The organism is Salinibacillus aidingensis (genome assembly GCF_039522525.1).
Lineage (GTDB): Bacteria > Bacillota > Bacilli > Bacillales > Alkalibacillaceae > Salinibacillus > Salinibacillus aidingensis.
This window is the reverse complement of the sequence record NZ_BAAADO010000008.1, coordinates 41246-62017: the sequence shown is the minus strand read 5'-3', so window position 1 is coordinate 62017 and position 20772 is coordinate 41246. Positions and strand designations below refer to the sequence as shown.

The window sequence follows — 20772 nt, the reverse complement described above, 5'->3', positions numbered from 1 at the left end:
TTGTATTTAAGGAGGAAGGGTGCTTGAGAAAAAAGATATTGTTGATTACAGCTTTACTGGGAATGGTTGTTTTCCTGTCAGGCTGTATGGATGTCAATACACCGATAACTGAAGATACAGGAGGTTGGTGGGCTAAGTATTTTGTTTGGCCATTACACCAATTAATTGTATATGTCTCTGACTTCTTTGGTGGTAGTCACGGAATCGGGATAATCATTGTAACGATTCTAATTCGTTTAATTTTAGTCCCATTAAACGTAAAACAATTAAAATCTTCAAAGGCTATGCAGGAAATTCAGCCGGAGTTACAGAAATTAAGAGAGAAATACAGCTCCAAAGATGCTTCTACACAGCAGAAACTGCAGCAGGAAACCATGAATCTGTTCCAACAGCATGGTGTCAATCCTATGGCAGGCTGTCTGCCGATTTTTGTACAGATGCCAATTTTAATTGCCTTCTACCATGCGATTTACCGTTCAGAAGTATTAAAAGAAGGTACTTTTCTATGGTTTGAACTAGGTAGTCCGGATCCATATTACATTTTACCGCTGGTAGCAGCCGGAGCAACGTTCTTACAGCAAAAACTTATGATGGCAAGTAATGCAACAGCGGCTCAAAATCCGCAAATGCAAATGATGCTTTACGTTATGCCGCTTATGATTGGTGTTATTGCTGCATTCTTCCCATCAGCCCTTGCACTATATTGGGTAGTCGGAAACATCTTTATGGTTGGACAAACCTTGTTAATTCATCGTCCATACAAGAAAGAAAACAATAATGGGGGAGCGAAAAAGTGAAACAAGTAACTGTTACAGGCCAAACGGTTAAAGAGGCTATTCAAACGGCATTAGGTCAACTGGATGCATCGGAGGATCAAGTGAACGTAGAGGTTATTGATGAGGGGAAAAAAGGGGTTTTTGGTGTCTTTGGATCCAAACCTGCAATCGTAAAAGTTACGGAAATACCGGACCAATCCCAGTCCGGGGATGAATATTTACGTGAGATTGCTAAGCAAATGGGAAATCCGGTGGATGTAGATATAGAGGAAACCGAAAAGGAAATTCACTACAATCTTACCGGAGAGAAAATTGCCAGGTTAATTGGAAAAAGGGGTCAAACCCTGAATGCCTTACAATATTTGACGCAGCTTGCTGTAAATCGGGACACAGACCGTTATAAAGCTGTGATTGTAGATGCTGAAGGATACCGGGAAAGACGGAGTGAAACTTTAAAACAGCTGGCCGAACGTCTGGCGAAAAAATCCGTCCGTCTTCAAAAGGAAGTTTATCTGGAACCCATGCCATCCTATGAACGTAAGGTAATTCACACAGCCTTACAGCATAATCAGAATATCTCTACGTATTCCGATGGAGCTGAACCTAATAGACGTGTTGTCATTAAACCGGAATAATCCGTAACAGTGAAATTTCTCTTTTTACCAGCTTTTAACTCTAATATTATATGATAAGTTTTAAAACACCTTCTTTTATAAGCGATTTTCACTATAAAAGAAGGTGTTTTGTTTGGGCTTGTATGGGAGTAAAAGGGTTTGTGTAAAATAGGAATAACTGAACAACTCGTCATACGGAGTCATATGCTTTTTCATATCGGATTGTTTATGATAACCTAATAAGTTAGTGAATAAAAAAGATGAGTATTATTTGAGATAAAAAACCATAAAACGAGGGGGGTGGAAGGATGGATACAGAAACAATAGCGGCTATTTCAACTCCTGTGGGTGAAGGAGCCATTTCGATTGTTCGACTAAGTGGTGATGAAGCTGTTTCCATAGCCAGCAAAGTTTTTCAAGGAAAAGATCTTCATGAAGTATCCTCCCATACCATTAATTATGGCAAGCTTATTGACCCTGAAACCAATGAGCTTGTTGAAGAATCTATGGTGACGGTGATGAGGGCACCGAAGACATTTACACGTGAAGACATTGTTGAGATCAATTGCCATGGGGGAATGGTTTCAGTTAATCGCGTTTTGGAGCTGGTTCTGACGAATGGGGCAAGACTTGCTGAACCTGGTGAATTCACGAAAAGGGCCTTTTTAAATGGACGGATTGATTTATCTCAGGCTGAAGCCGTTATGGATTTAATTCGTGCAAAAACCGATAAGGCCATGAATATTGCTTTGAAACAGATGGACGGCCGTTTATCCAAACTGATTCACACTCTTAGACAGGAGCTTCTTGAGACTGTAGCTCACGTCGAGGTCAATATCGATTATCCTGAGTATGATGATGTTGAAGAAATGACCAACCAATTACTGATTGAAAAATCGCAAAAGGTTTATGATCAAATCGAAAAGCTGATTGAGACAGCTAAGCAGGGCAAGATTTTACGGGAGGGCATTGCAACGGCGATTATTGGTCGGCCAAATGTAGGGAAATCTTCCTTATTAAATGCCCTTGCCCAGGAAAATAAGGCCATTGTTACCGAGGTACCAGGAACCACAAGGGATGTTATTGAAGAATATGTAAATGTGAGAGGAATTCCATTACGACTGGTGGATACAGCAGGAATTCGGGATACTGAAGATATTGTTGAAAAAATTGGTGTGGAACGTTCCCGCCAGGTGTTAAAAGAGGCGGATCTCGTTTTACTCGTTTTAAATTATGGCGATGAATTTACGGAAGAGGATAGACGGCTTTTCGAAGCAGCCAGCGGTATGGATGTGCTGGTCATTGTGAATAAAACAGATCTTCCGCAAAAATTAGATTTGGATAAAGTAAGAGAAACAGCTGAAACTGCTTCTATTATTGAAACTTCTATTCTTCATGAACAGGGAATTGACCAGCTGGAGTCTGAAATAGCGGATCTTTTCTTTGAAGGGGACTTAAATAACGCTGACATGACATATGTATCCAATGCCAGACATGTTCAGTTATTAAAGGATGCAAAGAGAACCCTAAAAGAAGCTATGGAAGGTATGGAAGCAGGTATGCCAATTGATATGGTTCAAATCGATGTAACGAGAACGTGGGAGATATTAGGAGAAATAGTTGGGGATACTGTTCAAGAGAGCTTAATTGACCAATTATTTTCACAGTTCTGTTTAGGAAAATAAGAGAAAGTAAGGAGCGGTTGATCATGTATGATGCCGGGCAATATGATGTTATCGTCATTGGTGCTGGCCATGCTGGAGTAGAGGCAGGTCTTGCTTCAGCGAAAAGAGGGGCCAAAACACTCATGTTAACATTAAATTTGGATTTAATTGCGTTTATGCCTTGTAATCCATCTATTGGTGGCCCTGCCAAGGGAGTGGTTGTACGGGAAATCGATGCACTTGGCGGTCAGATGGGTAAAAATATTGATAAAACTCATATTCAAATGAGACTTCTTAATACAAGTAAAGGCCCAGCTGTAAGGGCTTTACGGGCTCAGGCTGATAAAGTACTCTATCAGTCAGAAATGAAAAAGACACTGGAAAATCAGGAGAATTTAACGTTAAGACAAGGAATGGTCGAACGTTTATTAGTGGAAGATGGGGTGTGTAAAGGGGTCATTACGGAAACCCAGGCTGTTTATTATGCCAAAACCGTTATCGTAACCACAGGTACATTTATGAGAGGTAAAGTTCTTATTGGTGATATTTCCTATGAAAGTGGTCCGAACAACCAAAGACCGACCATCACTTTATCCGAACAGCTGGATGAACTCGGATTTGATCTGGTTCGGTTTAAAACAGGAACTCCACCACGTGTAAATAGTCATTCCATTGATTATTCCAAAACGGAAATTCAGCCTGGAGATGAAGAGCCAAGATCATTCTCCTATGAAACAACGGACTTTATTACCGATCAATTGCCTTGCTGGTTAACATATACAGGAGAATTCACACACCGTATTATTGATGAAAATCTGGGCAGATCTGCCATGTATTCAGGTGCAGTAAAAGGTACAGGACCCCGTTATTGTCCATCTATTGAGGATAAAATCGTCCGTTTCCATGATAAGCCAAGACATCAGATTTTCCTGGAACCTGAAGGAAGAAATACGGATGAAGTATACGTTCAGGGATTATCTACATCACTCCCTGAAGACGTACAAAAGAAAATGCTTGAAACCATCCCAGGCCTGGAAAATGCTGAAATTATGCGGGCAGGCTATGCAATTGAATATGACTCCATAGTGCCTACGCAGCTATGGCCAACATTAGAAACAAAGAAAATCGAAAACTTATTCACTGCAGGTCAAATTAACGGAACATCAGGCTATGAAGAAGCAGCAGGGCAAGGAATTATGGCTGGTATAAATGCTGCTGCCAAGGCTTTGGATAAAGAAACCCTCATTTTAGATCGTTCTCAGGCCTATATCGGTGTTCTCATCGATGACCTCGTGACAAAAGGAACGAATGAACCGTATCGTCTGCTCACCTCACGCGCAGAGTATCGTTTGCTATTAAGACATGATAATGCAGATATGAGACTGACTGAAATCGGTTATCAGATGGGACTGGTCTCTAACGAACGTTATCAGAAATTTGTTGAGAAAAAACGTTTGGTTGAATTAGAGAAGAAGCGGCTGCGGAAAAAGATTATTAAGCCAGAATCCGCTGTCCAGCAGGTGTTAAGAGACGCAGGAGCAAGTGAACTAAAAGAAGCGGTCAGTGCAGCAGATCTCTTAAAACGGCCGGAAATCACATACTCAATAATTAAAAATTTAAGTGAGCCAGAAGAAGAATTACCGCTGGATGTAGAAGAACAGGTTGCCATTCAGATCAAATATGAAGGATATATTGAAAAATCAAACCAGAAAGTTGAAAGAATGAGAAAGATGGATAATAAGACGATTCCTGTTGATATTGATTATGATGCCATTCAGGGAATTGCAACAGAAGCCAGAGAAAAATTGAAAAAAGTCCGTCCATTATCCGTGGGGCAGGCTTCCAGAATTTCCGGTGTTAATCCTTCCGATGTTTCGGTTCTTCTGGTTTATATAGAGCAGGGAAATATCGCCCGCGTTTCAAATGAATAAGAGGAGTATTGGATATGGATAAACAAACCTTCCAGCAGAGTCTGAATGAAAGAGGAATTGAACTGAATCAAAAGCAGCTGAAGCAATTTGATCAATACTATCAAATGTTAGTGGGATGGAATAACAAAATGAACTTAACATCCATCACTGATGAGGAAGGAGTGTATTTAAAACACTTCTTTGATTCACTTTCTGCTGCCTTTTATTATGATTTTAACAAGCCTTTAAAGGTATGTGATGTAGGTGCAGGAGCGGGTTTCCCGTCCCTGCCCCTTAAAATTGCCTTCCCTCAGCTGCAGATCACCATTGTTGATTCATTAAAAAAACGAGTGACATTTTTAAATGAGTTAGCAGATCAATTAGATTTAGAGCATGTAGCCTTTTATCATGATCGAGCTGAAACATTTGGTAAGAATAAAGCGTTTCGTGAGCAATTTGATGTGGTAACTGCCCGTGCGGTAGCCAGAATGTCTGTCCTTAGTGAATTATGCCTGCCACTTGTGAAAGTTGGAGGCACCTTTTTGGCTATGAAAGGGGCCCAATTTCAGGAAGAGGAAAAAGAGGCTGAAAAAGCTGTCCAGCAGCTGGGCGGGGAATGGAAGCGTATTTATGACTTTCAATTGCCAGAGGAAGATAGCAAACGTTACATTGCTGAAATAGACAAAGTAACCCAGACACCAAAACGTTTTCCGCGAAAACCAGGAACTCCTAATAAAAATCCAATCACTTAATTTCGCCGATTTTCTGTATTTCTATCTATTATATGATAAAATATAATTATTATTGCAACTGGACGCTCCCGTTAAAGGGCTGCGTTTTTGCTATTTTAATAGAATTGCAAAGCGACATCAGCTATCTGTTATTTCGTATTTTTGAGGTATTATTTTATTTTTTTGTTCTAATACGATATCTACCTGTTTTTATACATAAGCTGGCGCAGAATAGGAAAATTAAATAGATTTTGAGTGAATGTTTCACGTGAAACATTGGCAGGAAATTCAGCAATCATCCAAGAAATAGTAGTAAGGTACTGTTACGAAAGAGGTGATGTAAGGGGATGCATCCATTAAATCGTTTCTTTGGAGTGGGTGAAAAACAGGATACGGGCAAAAAAGACCAAAGTCATCAGGAAGAAGTTGTCCAGATACCAGTAAGTGAAATTCAACCGAACCAGTATCAACCGAGATCAACGTTCAGCCAGGAGCGTATAGAGGAATTGGCGCAGACCATTCATACGCATGGCATGATACAGCCAATTGTTATTAGAAAAACAGATGAAGACAGGGTTAAATATGAACTGATAGCTGGTGAAAGACGTTGGAGGGCCGCGCAACATCTCAATTGGGAGCAAATACCTGCCATTGTAAAAGATATGACAGACACTGAAACAGCTTCCGTAGCTCTTATTGAGAACCTGCAGAGGGAAGAACTGACAGTGATTGAAGAGGCTATTGCCTATGGTCAGCTGCTTGAAATGCACGGTTTGACACAGGAGGCGCTCGCTCAACGTTTAGGGAAAAGCCAGTCAACGATTGCTAATAAACTCAGATTGTTGAAGCTTCCAGAACCTGTACAGGAGGCTGTTTTAAATAAACAAATTACAGAGCGCCATGCCCGGGCATTGATTGCTTTGGAAGAACCTGAGCTGCAGGAAAAACTGCTAAAAGAAATTTTGGAGAAAGACTTAAATGTTAAACAGACAGAAGCTCGTATTGAACAATTAAAAAATCCTAAACCAAAAAAGAAGCCCAAACCTCGTGTGAAGGGGATCAGTAAGGATGTCAGGATTGCCATGAATACACTTCGGCAATCCATCCATATGGTGAATGACACAGGGATCGAACTGGAAACAGATGAAGAAGAATTAGATGATTACTACCAATTAACAATTAAAATACCAAAAAAGAAATGATAGAATAGAAGTATCCCATCTATTGTGTAACGTGTAGTCCGAGTAACGACAGTGTTCTGTTTTCGCTGCACGTTCCTTTTATTGATGGGGTTTTTAAACATAGATGAAAAATCTTTGTTAAATAAAAGAGAATGAAATAGAGGTAGGTGACACCATGGGCAAAGTCATTTCAATAGCGAACCAAAAAGGAGGGGTTGGAAAAACAACCACTTCTGTGAATCTAAGTGCATCCTTAACAGAAGCAGGGAACAAAGTGCTTTTAGTAGACACAGATCCGCAAGGGAATGCCACGAGTGGGGTAGGAATCGATAAGGCAGACATGGACCAGTGTATATATAATGTACTGATAGAGGACCTGGATGCCCAGGAGGTTTGTGTTCCAACATCGGTTGAAAATCTGTATTCCATTCCGGCAACGATACAGTTAGCAGGGGCAGAGGTGGAATTAGTTCCAACGATTTCCCGTGAGGTTCGTTTAAAGAAAGCTTTGGATCCGATTAAAGATCAGTTTGACTATATCATAATTGATTGTCCTCCATCATTAGGCCTTCTTACCATTAACGCTTTAACAGCATCTGACACAGTATTAATTCCTGTTCAATGTGAATATTATGCTTTGGAAGGGTTAAGTCAGCTGCTTAACACGGTTCGTCTTGTGCAGAAACAACTGAATAAATCATTAATGATTGAGGGCGTATTACTTACCATGCTTGATGCCCGGACAAACCTGGGTATTCAAGTTATAGAAGAAGTGAAAAAGTATTTTCAGGATAAGGTCTTTCAAGCGATTATTCCTCGGAATGTCAGACTTGGCGAAGCTCCCAGCTATGGAGAACCAATTACCACGTATGATCCAAAATCACGAGGTGCTGAAGTTTATAATGAATTAGCGAAGGAAGTGATGGCGAATGGCGCGAGGGTTGGGTAAAGGTTTAAGTACTTTTTTCCCCGATGTAGATGAAGTTGATGCCAAAGATGAGTCTGTTAAAGAAATTCCGATTAATCAATGTCGTCCAAATCCTTATCAGCCTCGTAAGACATTCCAGGCGGATGCGATAGAGGAGCTTAAAGAATCGATTATTCAACACGGTATATTACAGCCAATCATTTTACGGGAAAGTATTAAAGGCTATGAGATTGTAGTTGGAGAGAGGCGTTTTCGTGCTGCTAAAGAGGCTGGTTTAGAAACCATCCCGGCTGTTGTTCGTGATTTAAGCGATGACCAGATGATGGAATTAGCCTTATTGGAGAATTTACAAAGAGAAGACTTAACACCAATTGAAGAAGCTCAGGCTTATGACAGGCTTATCAATGAATTAGGCGTTACGCAGGAAGTTTTAGCACAACGATTGGGGAAAAGCCGCTCACATATAGCCAACCTTGTACGTCTTTTATCACTGCCCGAGAGTGTAATTGCGCTGATTAATAACCGTGAGCTTTCGATGGGACACGGCAGAGCTCTATTAGGATTAAAGGATGAAGAGAAGCTTCCATTAGTAGTGGAGAAAGTTCGGAAGGATAAGTTGAATGTTCGTCAGTTAGAGCTTTTAATTTCGAACTTAAACAATAAAAAAATCAAGCCGAAGCCTAAGAAGGAGAAAAAGGATATCTTTCTGCAGGCAAAGGAAACAGAATTACGCGAACGATTTGGCACAAATGTGACCATTCAGAAAAGCAAACGAAAAGGAAAGATTGAAATTGAATTTTTCAATCAGGATGATTTAAATCGAATCATGGATTTGTTAAATGGGGACGATGAATAAGTTTCAAAAGCTGGTTGAAGAACTGTTTTCAACCAGCTTTTTGTCATCTCATATTATCCTTGCCTTTTTAGAAAGAGATTTTTAAATATCATTTATCCCAATGTTTCACGTGAAACATTGGGGATTGTATAACCTGAAATGAGGGAAGTAAATGGCGTTGTTAGGGACACTTGTAAATGGACTGGGAATATTCGTAGGTACATTTATTGGTTTGTTTTTAAGTAAAATACCTGAAAAAATGAAAGAAACAATCATGAGTGGTATTGGCCTGACGGTCGTCATGATTGGGTTAAGCATGAGTTTTACATCTGATCGGGTGATTGTGATTCTGTTAAGTCTGCTGACAGGTGCGATTATCGGAGAACTTTTACAGCTGGACGATAAGCTGAACCGTTTAGGGGAATGGATAGAATCAAAGTTTCAAAAGCAATCGGGTCAGTCCATGATTGCCCAAGGTTTTATAACGGCTTCGTTGATTTTTGTTATCGGGGCAATGTCTGTCATTGGAGCGCTGGATAGTGGCTTGAGAAATGACCATGAAATACTGTTTACAAAAGCAATGATTGATGGCTTTGTAGCTCTTGTTTTAACAACAACATTAGGTTTTGGTGTTATATTTTCAATTATTCCTGTTGTGCTTTATCAGGGCTCCATTGCTCTTTTTGCCACCCAAATCGAAATGTGGCTCCCGGATTCCTTTTTAAATACATTCATTGAGGATATGACAGCTACAGGAGGACTCCTTATTTTAGCTATCGGCCTTAATCTATTAAATCTAACCAATATCAGGGTTGCTAATCTATTACCTAGTATATTAACAGTAGGTTTTATATTAGCCGGATATCTTGCTGTTACATAAAGTGATACTTCCATCAGTGGGGGTATCCATCCCTCTCTTAGTCTTATTGGGGTAACTCAAGACTTGAATGTGGGGGTATTACGGCCAGTTAATGCGTGATAAAAATAGATTTGAATAAATAAGCATGTGTACAGAGATAGGTGTACACATGCTTATTTTGTTGCCTTTTTTTCCTTGGATACCAAATGATCAAGTAGTCGCAGGGCATGGGCAATTTCCTTAGCCATATTCATGACGATTGATAGACGGGTATTTTGCAGAACAAAATACTCCATATAGCCGCTAATATTAACGACTGCACTTATATATAAGTCGCCAATCTCAGGTAAGTGCTTCTGAACTGCTGCACCAGGTTTCATAGGGCCGGAACCGATGATAATCGAGCCAATGGAGGATTGCTTTCCTAGACAGGCATCGATGGCAAGAATGTTGGCATCAGGATGCTTTTCAGAAATAACCTCCAGCTGCTCCTCTAAATTCTTTGCATGAACAGGCTGGTCCAATGTTCCATATATGTAAAGATTGTTCAGGTTTAATGATTGGTCCTTGAGTAAAGTACCGACCATAGGGCCGAGAGAGTCCCCAGTAGACCGATCTGTCCCAATACATACCACAACAATGTCTTTTTCTTGTTTAGGAATCCATTCTTTTAAGGTTTTGGCTATTTTTAATGTCGCTGTTTTTTCCGCATAGTAAAACCTTTTTTCCTGCTTTTTTGGAAAAAGGATGTCCTTTAGATTCATAGCTGCTCCTCCATCATCATAATAGTATTAGTATACGGAAAACGTTTAAATTCTATACGTGAATCAAAGTAAAAATAAACCATTACGGGCAAGAAAAATGGGGGCTATGATATGCTAAAAGCAGGATTTAAATGGATGTTCTTAATTATTGGTACAATGGTCGGTGCAGGATATGCATCAGGAAGAGAATTGTGGCAGTTTTTCGGCCATGAAAGTGGACTAGCTATTCTTTTATTCGCCATTATGTTTGGTGTCTGCTGTTATGTGATTTTATCCATAAGCTATGATCAGCAGTCCACACATTATGTTCCTGTGCTTCGAATCATTGTGGGGAAGCATTTAACATCTTTATATGACTTTCTCATTCTATTTTATTTATTTACGACAACCATTATTATGATGGCAGGAAGTGGGGCAACCTGGCAGGCCTTTCGTCATTCATACTGGTTTGGAATCGCCGCACTGTGCATTCCACTGGTTTTGGCCTTTGTCTGGAATATAAATGGAATCCTATCCTTAAATAGTATTATTTTACCCTTGCTGATCGGCGGGCTTTTATATGTACTTGTTTTATTTACTTGGCAGGAGGATTTATCGTTACTGTCCCATATTCATGAACAGACGAATTGGGTGTCAGCCTTTCCTTTTACTGCACTGAATATCCTGCCATTAATTGCTGTGCTTGGCGCTGTAGGTAAGCACGTAAAGAAAAAAGGGGAGATATGGATTGCCAGTGTAGGAAGTGCAGCTGTTTTAGGGATTATATCTTTCATTTATAACAACAGTTTAATACATATATCTGAGGAGATTCTTCTCTATGAAATCCCTTTGTTTGCCATTTTAAAGCAATATCCCTATAAGATGTTTATTTTTATTTCATTTTTACTTTGGATTGCCTTGTTTACCACGGCATTATCCGGAGTTCTGGGGTTAATTACGCGAATTCAGGAAAAAATTCAGGTGCCTCTATGGCTGTTAGCACTGGTTACAGTCGTTATTATGATTCCTTTTACATCATTTGGTTTCGCTACTTTAATTGAATATCTATACCCTTTATACGGCTTATTGAATCTATATATCCTGTCGGCAATTTTGTTGTATCCTATTGCCAACCGATATAAAGATGATTTAAGATATTAACGATATGATTCTGTATAAATGGTGGTACTGATCGAAGCACAGCAATTCCATTTATAACAAAAATATAGTAAGCTAGTGTAGGCGAGATTAATCAAGGAGTGATAGGTGATGGACCAAAGCAAACAATTTGGAATGAATGATGTTGTTGAAATGAAAAAGCCTCACCCTTGTGGAACAAACGAATGGAGAATTATTCGTATGGGCATGGATATACGAATAAAATGTGAAGGTTGTAATCATAGTGTACTGATACCCAGAAAAAAATTTGAGAAAAAGCTCAAAAAAATTATTTCCAAGGCAGAAGATTAATTTCTATTGTTTCACGTGAAACATTATAAAATTGATTTCTTTTGGATAGAAACCTAATGAAAATTAAATTTTTTCTCAGGAATAGGGCAAAAACAATGGCTTATTGAGATTGTTTTTGCTCTTTTATTGATTTGTTTTTTAAACGATGACTATCTATAATGAGAATAGCAACGTTGAGAGGGAAGGAATAAAAGGAGTGGAAAGATAAATGTCTTTAACTGCAGGAATCGTCGGACTACCGAACGTGGGAAAATCCACATTATTTAATGCGATCACACAAGCTGGAGCAGAGGCGGCCAATTATCCGTTTGCTACGATTGATCCGAATGTTGGAATAGTTGAAGTGCCGGATCATCGTCTTCAAAAGCTGACAGATATGGTTAATCCCAAGAAAACCATTCCTACAGCATTTGAATTTACGGATATAGCCGGAATTGTTAAAGGGGCAAGTAAAGGAGAGGGGCTGGGAAACCAGTTTTTATCTCATATTCGTCAGGTGGATGCCATTTGTCATGTTGTCCGTTGTTTCAGTGATGATAATATCACACACGTATCCGGCCAGGTAAATTCAGTTGATGATATTGAAACCATTAATCTGGAATTAATTCTGGCTGACCTGGAAACTGTTACGAAAAGACTTACACGAGTGGAAAAAATGGCGAGGCAGAAAGATAAACAAGCTTTGGCTGAATATGATGTATTAACGAAATTGAAAGAGGCGCTTGAAGCTGATAAGCCTGCCAGAGCTATTGATTTTTCAGAAGAGGAAATGAAAACCGTTCAGCAGTATCATCTTCTAACCATTAAGCCAGTATTGTATGTAGCTAACGTTGGAGAAGATGAAATCCAAAACCCTGATGCTAATGAAAATTTAAAGGCTGTGAAGGAGTACGCTGAGAAAGAGGGTTCAAATGTCATTACGGTCTGTGCCAAAGTTGAAGCAGAAATTGCTGAACTTGATGGTGAAGAAAAAGAGATGTTTTTAGAGGAGCTTGGTATTGAAGAATCAGGTCTGGACCAATTAATTAAAGCATCTTATGATATGTTGGGCCTTGCTACCTTCTTTACAGCAGGTGAACAGGAAGTAAGAGCGTGGACCTTTAAAAAGGGAATGAAGGCTCCACAAGCTGCCGGAGTCATTCACAGTGATTTTGAACGTGGTTTTATACGGGCAGAAACGGTTTCTTACGATGATCTTATGGAGGCCGGGTCCATGGCTGCAGCTAAAGAGCGTGGAAAAGTCCGTTCAGAAGGTAAGGAATATGTCGTTCAGGACGGAGACGTTATTTTATTCAGATTTAATGTTTAATGGAAGGCTCATTATGGTGGACATGCTGGTTGGTCAGATGCGCATTTTAACTTGATACTTATGCCGTCGAACCTAACCGGTCGCCTTCGCTTTTCTAATGTCCAGCTACGGCTCCCAGGTCCAAGCGGTCATAAGCAAAATCCCCTCCATGGCCAAAAGCGGCCACTCCGGAGATTTTGCTTATGCCGTCGAACCTAATCGGTCGCCTTCGCTTTTCGATCTATTGTCCACTTTGTTTTTTTGTGGTATAATACATCGATGTGAGTAATTAGACAAATTACTCCTTGCTCTGTATTCAGAGCCGTTTAGTCCAAAAGGAGGTGAAGACGGATGACAAAATATGAAATTATGTATATCATCCGCCCAGATGTTGATGAGGAAACTCAAAAAAGCATTGTTGAGCGTTTTAACAGTGTCTTAACCAATAATGGTGCGGAGATTGAAAAAGTTGATGAAATGGGCAAGCGTCGTTTGGCATATGAAATCAACGACTATCGTGAAGGATATTACGTTGTTGTGAACTTTGCGAGCGATGCTTCAGCCGTTGAAGAATTTGATCGTCAGGCTAAGTTTACTGATGATATCATTCGCCATATGGCTATTCGTGAAGAAGATCAATAAGGAGTGATTCTGATGATGAATCGTGTCGTTCTTGTAGGAAGATTAACAAAGGATCCTGACTTACGTTATACACCAAACGGAGTAGCAGTTGCGAACTTTACCGTAGCTTGTAACCGTCCTTTTTCAAACCAGCAGGGAAATCGGGAAGCTGATTTCATTAATTGTGTCGTATGGAGACGTGCGGCAGAAAACCTTGCAAATTATATGAAAAAGGGAAGTATGATTGGTGTAGACGGTCGTATTCAGACACGCAGCTTTGACAACCAGGAAGGCAGAAGAGTCTTTGTTACGGAAGTTGTAGCGGAAAGTGTTCAGTTCTTAGAAACAAGGGGATCCTCACAAGGTGACAGAGGTTCATCAGGCTTTCGTGCAGATCAGAATCCTCCACAAGATAATAATAATCGTCGTGAAGAAGATCCGTTTGCAGATAATGGTGAACCGATTGATTTATCCGATGATGATTTACCATTCTAAAACTGAAAAAGGAGGGATTTAGCAATGGCTCGTCGTGGACGTAAGCGTAAAAAGGTTTGTTACTTTACAGCCAATGGAATTACACACATTGACTATAAAGATGTAGACCTTCTTAAGAAATTTATTTCCGAACGTGGTAAAATTCTACCTCGTCGTGTAACAGGAACATCTGCTAAATATCAGCGTAAATTAACAAAAGCAATTAAACGTGCCCGCCAAATGGCACTGTTACCATACGTTAGTGAGTAAAACGAAAAGGCATAATGGAGGATTTTTTACTTCCCCATTATGCCTTTTTCTACTTAGAAGGGAATATTTGTCTGAGGCTGTTTCCTGAATGATGTGCTTTGCAGGCCATTTAAAAACAGGGATAGACTGGTCATCCAGCAGTGCACTATGGAAAAATAGTTCATTCAATTAAATGATGTTCATGATTGGCAATCATTATGAATATTCCTCTTCTAAATAGTGAAATTGTGTTATGATGGATATCCTATAGAGGGATTTTATTTTCACTCATGTATGACTATTGGTACACTGATAAACAGATGGATTAAGTTTACTTAATGAGGTGCAAAAGAGATGAAGAAATCAAATGTTGTTACTGAAGGGGCTCTTTTTTCCGGGATATATATTATTCTGTTGTTAATTACAGTCTTTGTTCCACTGGTTTCTTATATTACCATTTTTCTTACCCCTGTTCCTTTTATTTTATATGTATATAAAAATGGTTTGAAACCTGGTTTAATCATGTTTATGGTTACATTGCTCATTTCGAGTGTATTTGCTACTGTATTTTCTATGCCATTAACCATATTTGCGGCTCTTGGGGGTATTACAATCGGTGCCGGTCTTCATGCCCGAAAATCAACCTATGAAAATTGGGCAATTGGCTCAGTGGCGTTTGCTTTGGGCTTTTTGATTGTATTTGCATTAGGGCAGTGGATGATGGACATTCATTTAATGGATGAGTTAAATTCCATGATCAATTCCACCATGAATACCAGTGAACAAGTGATGGAGGAGCTCGGTTATACGCAGGATGAACTAATGGAAGCAATGCGTGAACAAATCAATCAGATATTTTACCTGATGCCAACGCTTTTTGCCTTCATTGGAATTATTTTCGCCTTTCTAACCATATGGATAAGTTATAAAATCATTAATAGGCTTTATAGTGATCACGGTAAGCTGTCATTTCCTCCATTTCGTGAATTCCGGTTACCAATAGCCGTCATATGGTATTATCTGTTCGCCTTGATTCTAACCTGGATCTTCCCGGAACAAGGGGAGCTTTTAAATCAGGCGGGTGTTAATGTTGCGACATTAATCGGGTTTCTTTTTGTGTTGCAGGGACTGTCATTTATTTTTTATTATATACATGTAAAAAAGATGACAAAAACATTAGCGGTAGTTGCCATTATTGCGGCAGTAATTATGCCGATCTTCCTTTATCTTCTAAGGATTTTAGGTATAATTGATTTAGGATTTAATCTGCGAGACCGTTTAAACCCTAACAAAAAGTAATACAGGGTTAGGAGATGACGAATCTATGTCTAAACTCTATAAGAAAGGGGCCGTAAATTATCATACACGGGCCCTGTATGGACTCACCATTGTTTTAATAGGTGTGATTGCCTACTTCAACTGGATGATTGGAGCAGCAATGGCCTTGATTTTGCTCATTACCATTTATAATAGTGTCAGCACAGACAAACAGATTGAAAACGATACGGAAAAATATATTTCAACATTGTCCTATCGTGTCAAAAAGGTTGGCGAAGAGGCTCTTCATGAGATGCCAATCGGGATTTTGCTGTTTAGTGAGGATTACGAAATTGAATGGGCAAATCCCTTTGTGAATCTGTTTACAGAGGAAGAGGACACACTGGTGGGTCTAGATTTAAATGCCATTTATGATGACTTTATTTCCAGTATTAAAGAGGATAAAACAGAAGTCTGGTTCCAGCATAAAGATCGTACGTACCAGGCTTTGATTAAAAGAGAAGAGCGTCTGATTTATTTCTTTGATAAAACCGAACAGGTCGAAATTGAAACTTTATATAAAAATGAACAGACTGTTTTGGGAATTATCTTTTTAGATAACTATGAGGAAGTTACACAGGCCATGGATGATACAACAAAAAGTCATTTGAACTCCAAGATGACTTCTATCCTGAATGAATGGTCGAGAAAAAATGATATTTATTTAAAAAGGACTTCCCAGGAACGCTTCCTGGCAGTGATGAACCTGGAAATATTAAATAAACTGGAAAAAGAAAAGTTTGAAGTGCTTGATGAAGTACGTGAGCTTATTTCAGATAAAAATGTTCCCCTCACATTAAGTATTGGTGTGGGCATTGGCAATGAATCGAGCCTCCGTGAAATTGGAGAATTAGCCCAGTCCAGCTTAGATTTAGCTTTAGGCCGTGGGGGCGACCAGGTAGCGATTAAAGATGAAACAGGGAAAGTGAAATTCTTTGGCGGAAAGACCAATCCTATGGAGAAACGAACCAGAGTCCGTGCACGTGTCATTTCTCACGCTTTAAAGGAATTAGTCAAAGAAAGTGATAAAGTCATGGTAATGGGGCATAAGAGCCCTGATATGGACTCTATTGGTGCAGGGATTGGTATTTTAAAGGTTGCTCAGGCCAATGACAAGGATGGATTTGTGATCTTTGACCCTGATGGTGTAAATACGGGGGTTGAACGCCTGATGGATATGGTGCAGGAGGATGAATCCCTTTCGAAGTGGTTTATATCTCCAGACGATTCATTAGATATTGTTACCAAAAACACCTTACTGGTCGTTGTGGATACACATAAGCCATCTATGGTGATGGATGAAAGGCTGCTGACCAAAACGGACCATGTCGTCGTGATTGACCATCACAGAAGAGCAGAGGAATTTATTGATGATCCTACGCTCGTTTACATGGAACCTTATGCCTCCTCTACAGCTGAGCTAGTTACAGAATTGCTGGAGTATCAGCCAAGCACATTAAAACTGAACATTAATGAGGCAACGTCGCTATTAGCCGGCATTATTGTCGATACTAAATATTTCACATTGAGAACCGGCTCGCGAACGTTTGATGCGGCTTCCTATTTACGATTAAAGGGAGCAGATACGGTCTTAGTGCAGAAGCTGCTTGAAGAAGATTTAGATGTGTACGTAAGGCGTAGTCAGCTGATTGAACGTGCAGAGGTTTATCAAAAGGGAATTGCCATTGTAAGAGCAGAAGAAGGCCAGACGTACGGTCCGATTCTGATTGCACAGGCAGCGGATACCCTACTGACGATGAGTGGAATTAAAGCATCTTTCGTTATTTCTGAGCGGGATGATGATAAAATTGGAATAAGTGCCCGTTCCTTAGGTGATATCAATGTTCAGATCATTATGGAACAAATGAATGGGGGAGGCCATTTAACCAATGCTGCCACCCAAATAAGTGATACAACTGTTTATGATGCTGAAGAACAGTTGAAGGAAATCATAGATGAATATCTGGAAGGGAGAGAAGACAAGTGAAGGTTATTTTCAATAAAGACGTAAAAGGCAAAGGAAAAAAAGGCGAAGTAAAGGATGTAGCTGAGGGCTATGCACGTAATTATCTTTTAAAAAACAACCTTGCCGTGGAAGCAACCAATGCGAACTTAAAAGCACTGGAAGCGAAGAAGAACAAGCAGAAGAAGCAGGAACAGGAAGAATTAGAAGAAGCAAAAAAGCTTAAAGAAACCCTTGCCAATCTTACTGTGGAATTAAAGGCAAAAGCAGGAGATGCAGGTCGGTTGTTTGGTTCAATTACCAGCAAGCAAATTGCCGATGAACTAAACAAAACCCATAATATTAAAGTTGATAAACGTAAAATTGAACTTGATGAGCCAATTCGTGCATTAGGATATACCAATGTTCCAGTCAAGCTTCATCAGGAGGTTACAGGAACCATCAAAGTACATGTTGGGGAAAAATAATTTTTCCTCAGCTGAAAGGGGAAACTTGTTTTGAACGAGATATGGAATGATCGTACTCCACCTCATAATATAGAAGCAGAGCAAGCAGTTATTGGTGCCATTTTTTTAGAACCACAAGCGGTTGTTACAGCTTCGGAAATTTTAGTTCCGGAAGATTTCTATCGGGCAAGTCATCAGAAAATCTATGAAATGATGCTTCAGCTCTCAGATCGTGGAGAGCCGATTGACCTTGTAACCATCACAACCCTTCTTCAGGATCAAAAGCTGCTGGATGACATTGGTGGTGTATCTTATTTAAGTGATTTGGCCAATTCAGTTCCTACAGCTGCAAACATTGAGTACTATGCGAGAATTGTTGAGGAAAAATCCACACTAAGACGATTAATTTCAGCAGCTACGAATATTGTACAAACAAGTTTTTCCGAGGAAGAAGAAGTAACAAATGTTTTAAATGATGCTGAAAAAAGCATCTTAGAAGTTTCCAATCAAAAGAACTCCGGAAAATTTAAAAATATAAAAGATGTTTTAATTGAAGTCTATGATAATATTGAACAGCTTCATCACCATGATGCAGAAGTTACAGGTGTTGCTACAGGCTTTAAAGACCTGGACCAGATTACGTCCGGCTTCCAGAAAAATGATTTAATTATTGTTGCGGCCCGTCCATCTGTGGGAAAGACTGCATTTGCCTTAAACATTGCTCAGAATGTTTCCGTTCAAACTGACGAAAATGTAGCCATATTCAGTCTGGAGATGGGGGCTGAACAGCTGGTGATGCGTATGCTTTGTGCAGAAGGGAATATTGATGCACAGAGACTCAGAACAGGAAATCTCACAGCTGAAGACTGGGGTAAGCTAACGATGGCGATGGGAAGTCTATCAAATGCAGGAATTTATATTGATGATACTCCTGGCGTAAAAGTTAATGAAATACGTTCCAAATGCCGCCGTTTAAAACAGGATGGCGGTCTTGGTATGATTTTAATTGACTATTTACAGCTTATTCAGGGCTCTGGCACGCGCAGTGGTGAAAACCGTCAGCAGGAAGTTTCAGAGATTTCGAGACAGCTAAAAGCCCTTGCCAGAGAATTGAATGTTCCTGTTATTGCCTTATCTCAGCTTTCCCGTGGGGTTGAACAAAGACAGGACAAGCGTCCAATTATGTCCGACATTCGTGAATCCGGAAGTATTGAGCAGGACGCGGACGTTATCGGCTTCCTGTATCGTGATGACTATTATAATCGGGAAGACTCAGAGAAAGAGAATATCATTGAGATTATTATTGCCAAGCAGAGAAATGGACCTGTTGGCACAGTTGAATTAGCCTTTGTAAAAGAATACAACAAATTCGTAAACTTAGATCAGAGGTATGGCGAAGAGGACATCCCGCCAGCTTAGAAACCTATTTCAGTTATGATAGGTTTCTTTTTTTGGTTTCATAGAGAACTAGGAGTGATAAGGCCTGCTGTGGATAATTAAGATAATGGATGTGAAAGATGGATGGCGGGTGTGAATTGTGGATAAAAGGGCTTGAGATTTTATATAAATGGCCTTCATAAACGGAATGAAGGCTAAAAACCGGGGAAATGGCACCCCCATTGTCCTTCAGCCTCATGTTATCTTTTAAAGATGCAAAGCTAATCTTTGTGAAACCACTCCTCAGAGCCATCAACTAAAATGGCTTTTCCTTCCGCATTCTTGTTCCCGGTTAAATGGTACCAGATTTGCGCTTCATCCAAGAGAACCATTTGGGCCTCTTCGCCATCAACCAGAACTTTTTCATATTTGCTGCCGACTGTTCCACAGTAAATGTAAGGGCCACCGTCTGTAATTGTTGTCTGACCCCATTTTTGATTGCAGCTTGCGGATGCCGCCCATTCCCACTTGTCTCCCGCACCCTTTGAAACATTAGCTTTAAAATAAACCAGTGAGGTATTTTTTTTAGGAGGCGTCTGATAGAGTACGATTCCTTTTTCAGCAGCTTTGTCCTTATGTAAATAAAACATTGAATAATTCTCAATATCATGATCGTTCATTTCCTCGTGAAAGACTTCCTCCATCGTTTGGGAGCTGCAGCCCGTTAATAAAAACACTGGGACCAAAATTAAAAAATAGATCTTTTTAATACTACCCCTCCGTTTTCATTTCTATTAGTTCTATCCTAACAAACCTGTCTAATCAGTTTAAGAAGTTTTAATAGCTACATAGATGTAACAAACAGCATCAAAAGCATGAGAATGGTTAGTAAAACACTTAAAAAGATGGATAATAATGCTGCAATTATATTCGTTTTACATTCTCTTATCCCGAACGCAAGGCCACCTAAAACAATCAACCACCAGAGTATTTCCTCTAACACAGAATTAAAACTGGCTAATGCTCCAGTGAAGAACAATAGAAACAGGGTCAGTTGCAGGAATATCGTGCATAACACCAGTAAAGAGGTTTTTTTCAGAGTATCCCTTTGTTGACGGTATACAGCAGCACCTATAATGATAAAAAGAACAGCAAGAAACAGGACAAATAGCAGTACCAAACCGGTAAATGGCATAAATGTTCTCCTCTCATTTAGAATCCCGGACTTCCAAGCTGAGATGTTTTATCTTTTATTTATTAAAACATAGGAGGCTTCTTAAAACAATATAATAATATTAAAATAAAATAATAATTTATTGTAAAACG

Annotated in this window: 22 protein-coding genes; 19 read left to right on the top strand and 3 right to left on the bottom strand. The window is 39.6% G+C overall.

Annotation, left to right across the window (positions count from 1 at the left end):
- Positions 1-23 precede the first annotated feature (23 nt).
- From spoIIIJ to ABD006_RS16195, 9 genes are all read left to right on the top strand, one after another.
- A complete protein-coding gene (gene spoIIIJ / locus ABD006_RS16235) occupies positions 24-797 on the top strand; it encodes a YidC family membrane integrase SpoIIIJ (RefSeq protein ID WP_343843330.1) in 774 nt (257 codons plus the stop codon).
- Positions 794-1411, top strand: coding sequence for an RNA-binding cell elongation regulator Jag/EloR (gene jag, locus ABD006_RS16230; protein WP_343843327.1), 618 nt, complete (start codon positions 794-796; stop codon positions 1409-1411). The genes spoIIIJ and jag overlap by 4 nt, the downstream gene beginning before the upstream one ends.
- A gap of 287 nt (positions 1412-1698) precedes the next feature.
- Positions 1699-3075 carry a tRNA uridine-5-carboxymethylaminomethyl(34) synthesis GTPase MnmE gene (gene mnmE / locus ABD006_RS16225; protein ID WP_343843325.1) on the top strand — a complete coding sequence of 459 codons (1377 nt, stop codon included), beginning with the start codon at positions 1699-1701 and terminating at the stop codon, positions 3073-3075.
- Between the two features lie 23 nt (positions 3076-3098).
- Positions 3099-4985 carry a tRNA uridine-5-carboxymethylaminomethyl(34) synthesis enzyme MnmG gene (gene mnmG, locus ABD006_RS16220; RefSeq protein WP_343843323.1) on the top strand — a complete coding sequence of 629 codons (1887 nt, stop codon included), beginning with the start codon at positions 3099-3101 and terminating at the stop codon, positions 4983-4985.
- 14 nt (positions 4986-4999) lie between these two features.
- Positions 5000-5716 carry a 16S rRNA (guanine(527)-N(7))-methyltransferase RsmG gene (gene rsmG, locus ABD006_RS16215; RefSeq protein ID WP_343843321.1) on the top strand — a complete coding sequence of 239 codons (717 nt, stop codon included), beginning with the start codon at positions 5000-5002 and terminating at the stop codon, positions 5714-5716.
- Between the two features lie 326 nt (positions 5717-6042).
- Positions 6043-6897, top strand: a complete 855-nt coding sequence (noc, locus tag ABD006_RS16210; protein WP_343843316.1) for a nucleoid occlusion protein — start codon at positions 6043-6045, stop codon at positions 6895-6897.
- Between the two features lie 154 nt (positions 6898-7051).
- Complete coding sequence (locus ABD006_RS16205; RefSeq protein ID WP_044164538.1) at positions 7052-7825, top strand: ParA family protein; 774 nt, start codon at positions 7052-7054, stop codon at positions 7823-7825.
- Complete coding sequence (locus ABD006_RS16200) at positions 7806-8660, top strand: ParB/RepB/Spo0J family partition protein (protein ID WP_343843312.1); 855 nt, start codon at positions 7806-7808, stop codon at positions 8658-8660. The genes ABD006_RS16205 and ABD006_RS16200 overlap by 20 nt, the downstream gene beginning before the upstream one ends.
- A gap of 151 nt (positions 8661-8811) precedes the next feature.
- Positions 8812-9519 (top strand): DUF554 domain-containing protein, encoded by a 708-nt coding sequence (locus ABD006_RS16195; RefSeq protein ID WP_343843309.1) that lies wholly within the window; start codon positions 8812-8814, stop codon positions 9517-9519.
- Between the two features lie 152 nt (positions 9520-9671).
- Here ABD006_RS16195 and yyaC read toward each other — a convergent pair whose 3' ends face one another.
- A complete protein-coding gene (gene yyaC / locus ABD006_RS16190; RefSeq protein WP_343843307.1) occupies positions 9672-10262 on the bottom strand; it encodes a spore protease YyaC in 591 nt (196 codons plus the stop codon).
- A 111-nt stretch (positions 10263-10373) separates the two neighbouring features.
- On the opposite strand from yyaC, the gene ABD006_RS16185 reads away from it, so the two are divergent.
- The 10 genes from ABD006_RS16185 (at position 10374) to dnaB (ending at position 19488) form a co-directional block, all read left to right on the top strand.
- Positions 10374-11402, top strand: coding sequence for a YkvI family membrane protein (locus tag ABD006_RS16185; protein WP_343843305.1), 1029 nt, complete (start codon positions 10374-10376; stop codon positions 11400-11402).
- Positions 11403-11510: 108 nt separating this feature from the next.
- On the top strand, positions 11511-11711 hold the full coding sequence (locus tag ABD006_RS16180) for a DUF951 domain-containing protein (protein WP_343843303.1): 201 nt from the start codon (positions 11511-11513) through the stop codon (positions 11709-11711).
- A gap of 208 nt (positions 11712-11919) precedes the next feature.
- The gene (gene ychF / locus ABD006_RS16175; protein ID WP_343843300.1) at positions 11920-13020 is read left to right on the top strand and encodes a redox-regulated ATPase YchF; all 1101 of its coding nucleotides are present in this window, start codon (positions 11920-11922) and stop codon (positions 13018-13020) included.
- Positions 13021-13350: 330 nt separating this feature from the next.
- Positions 13351-13641 (top strand): 30S ribosomal protein S6, encoded by a 291-nt coding sequence (gene rpsF / locus ABD006_RS16170; RefSeq protein ID WP_343843298.1) that lies wholly within the window; start codon positions 13351-13353, stop codon positions 13639-13641.
- Between the two features lie 12 nt (positions 13642-13653).
- The gene (gene ssb / locus ABD006_RS16165; protein WP_343843295.1) at positions 13654-14115 is read left to right on the top strand and encodes a single-stranded DNA-binding protein; all 462 of its coding nucleotides are present in this window, start codon (positions 13654-13656) and stop codon (positions 14113-14115) included.
- A 24-nt stretch (positions 14116-14139) separates the two neighbouring features.
- A complete protein-coding gene (rpsR, locus tag ABD006_RS16160; RefSeq protein WP_093132635.1) occupies positions 14140-14364 on the top strand; it encodes a 30S ribosomal protein S18 in 225 nt (74 codons plus the stop codon).
- A gap of 333 nt (positions 14365-14697) precedes the next feature.
- Positions 14698-15642, top strand: a complete 945-nt coding sequence (locus ABD006_RS16155; RefSeq protein WP_343843289.1) for a YybS family protein — start codon at positions 14698-14700, stop codon at positions 15640-15642.
- A 25-nt stretch (positions 15643-15667) separates the two neighbouring features.
- Positions 15668-17647, top strand: a complete 1980-nt coding sequence (locus ABD006_RS16150) for a DHH family phosphoesterase (RefSeq protein ID WP_343843286.1) — start codon at positions 15668-15670, stop codon at positions 17645-17647.
- Positions 17644-18090 carry a 50S ribosomal protein L9 gene (gene rplI, locus ABD006_RS16145; RefSeq protein ID WP_044164560.1) on the top strand — a complete coding sequence of 149 codons (447 nt, stop codon included), beginning with the start codon at positions 17644-17646 and terminating at the stop codon, positions 18088-18090. Before ABD006_RS16150 ends, rplI begins: the two co-directional genes overlap by 4 nt.
- Before the next feature lie 30 nt (positions 18091-18120).
- Positions 18121-19488 (top strand): replicative DNA helicase, encoded by a 1368-nt coding sequence (dnaB, locus tag ABD006_RS16140; RefSeq protein WP_044164563.1) that lies wholly within the window; start codon positions 18121-18123, stop codon positions 19486-19488.
- A gap of 239 nt (positions 19489-19727) precedes the next feature.
- Here the strand turns inward: dnaB and ABD006_RS16135 are convergent, their stop codons facing one another.
- Together ABD006_RS16135 and ABD006_RS16130 are read right to left on the bottom strand one after the other, a co-directional pair.
- The gene (locus tag ABD006_RS16135) at positions 19728-20183 is read right to left on the bottom strand and encodes a hypothetical protein (protein WP_343843280.1); all 456 of its coding nucleotides are present in this window, start codon (positions 20181-20183) and stop codon (positions 19728-19730) included.
- 107 nt (positions 20184-20290) lie between these two features.
- Entirely contained in the window at positions 20291-20641 is a 351-nt protein-coding gene (locus ABD006_RS16130) for a hypothetical protein (RefSeq protein ID WP_343843277.1), read from the bottom strand.
- Between the last annotated feature and the right edge of the window lie 131 nt (positions 20642-20772).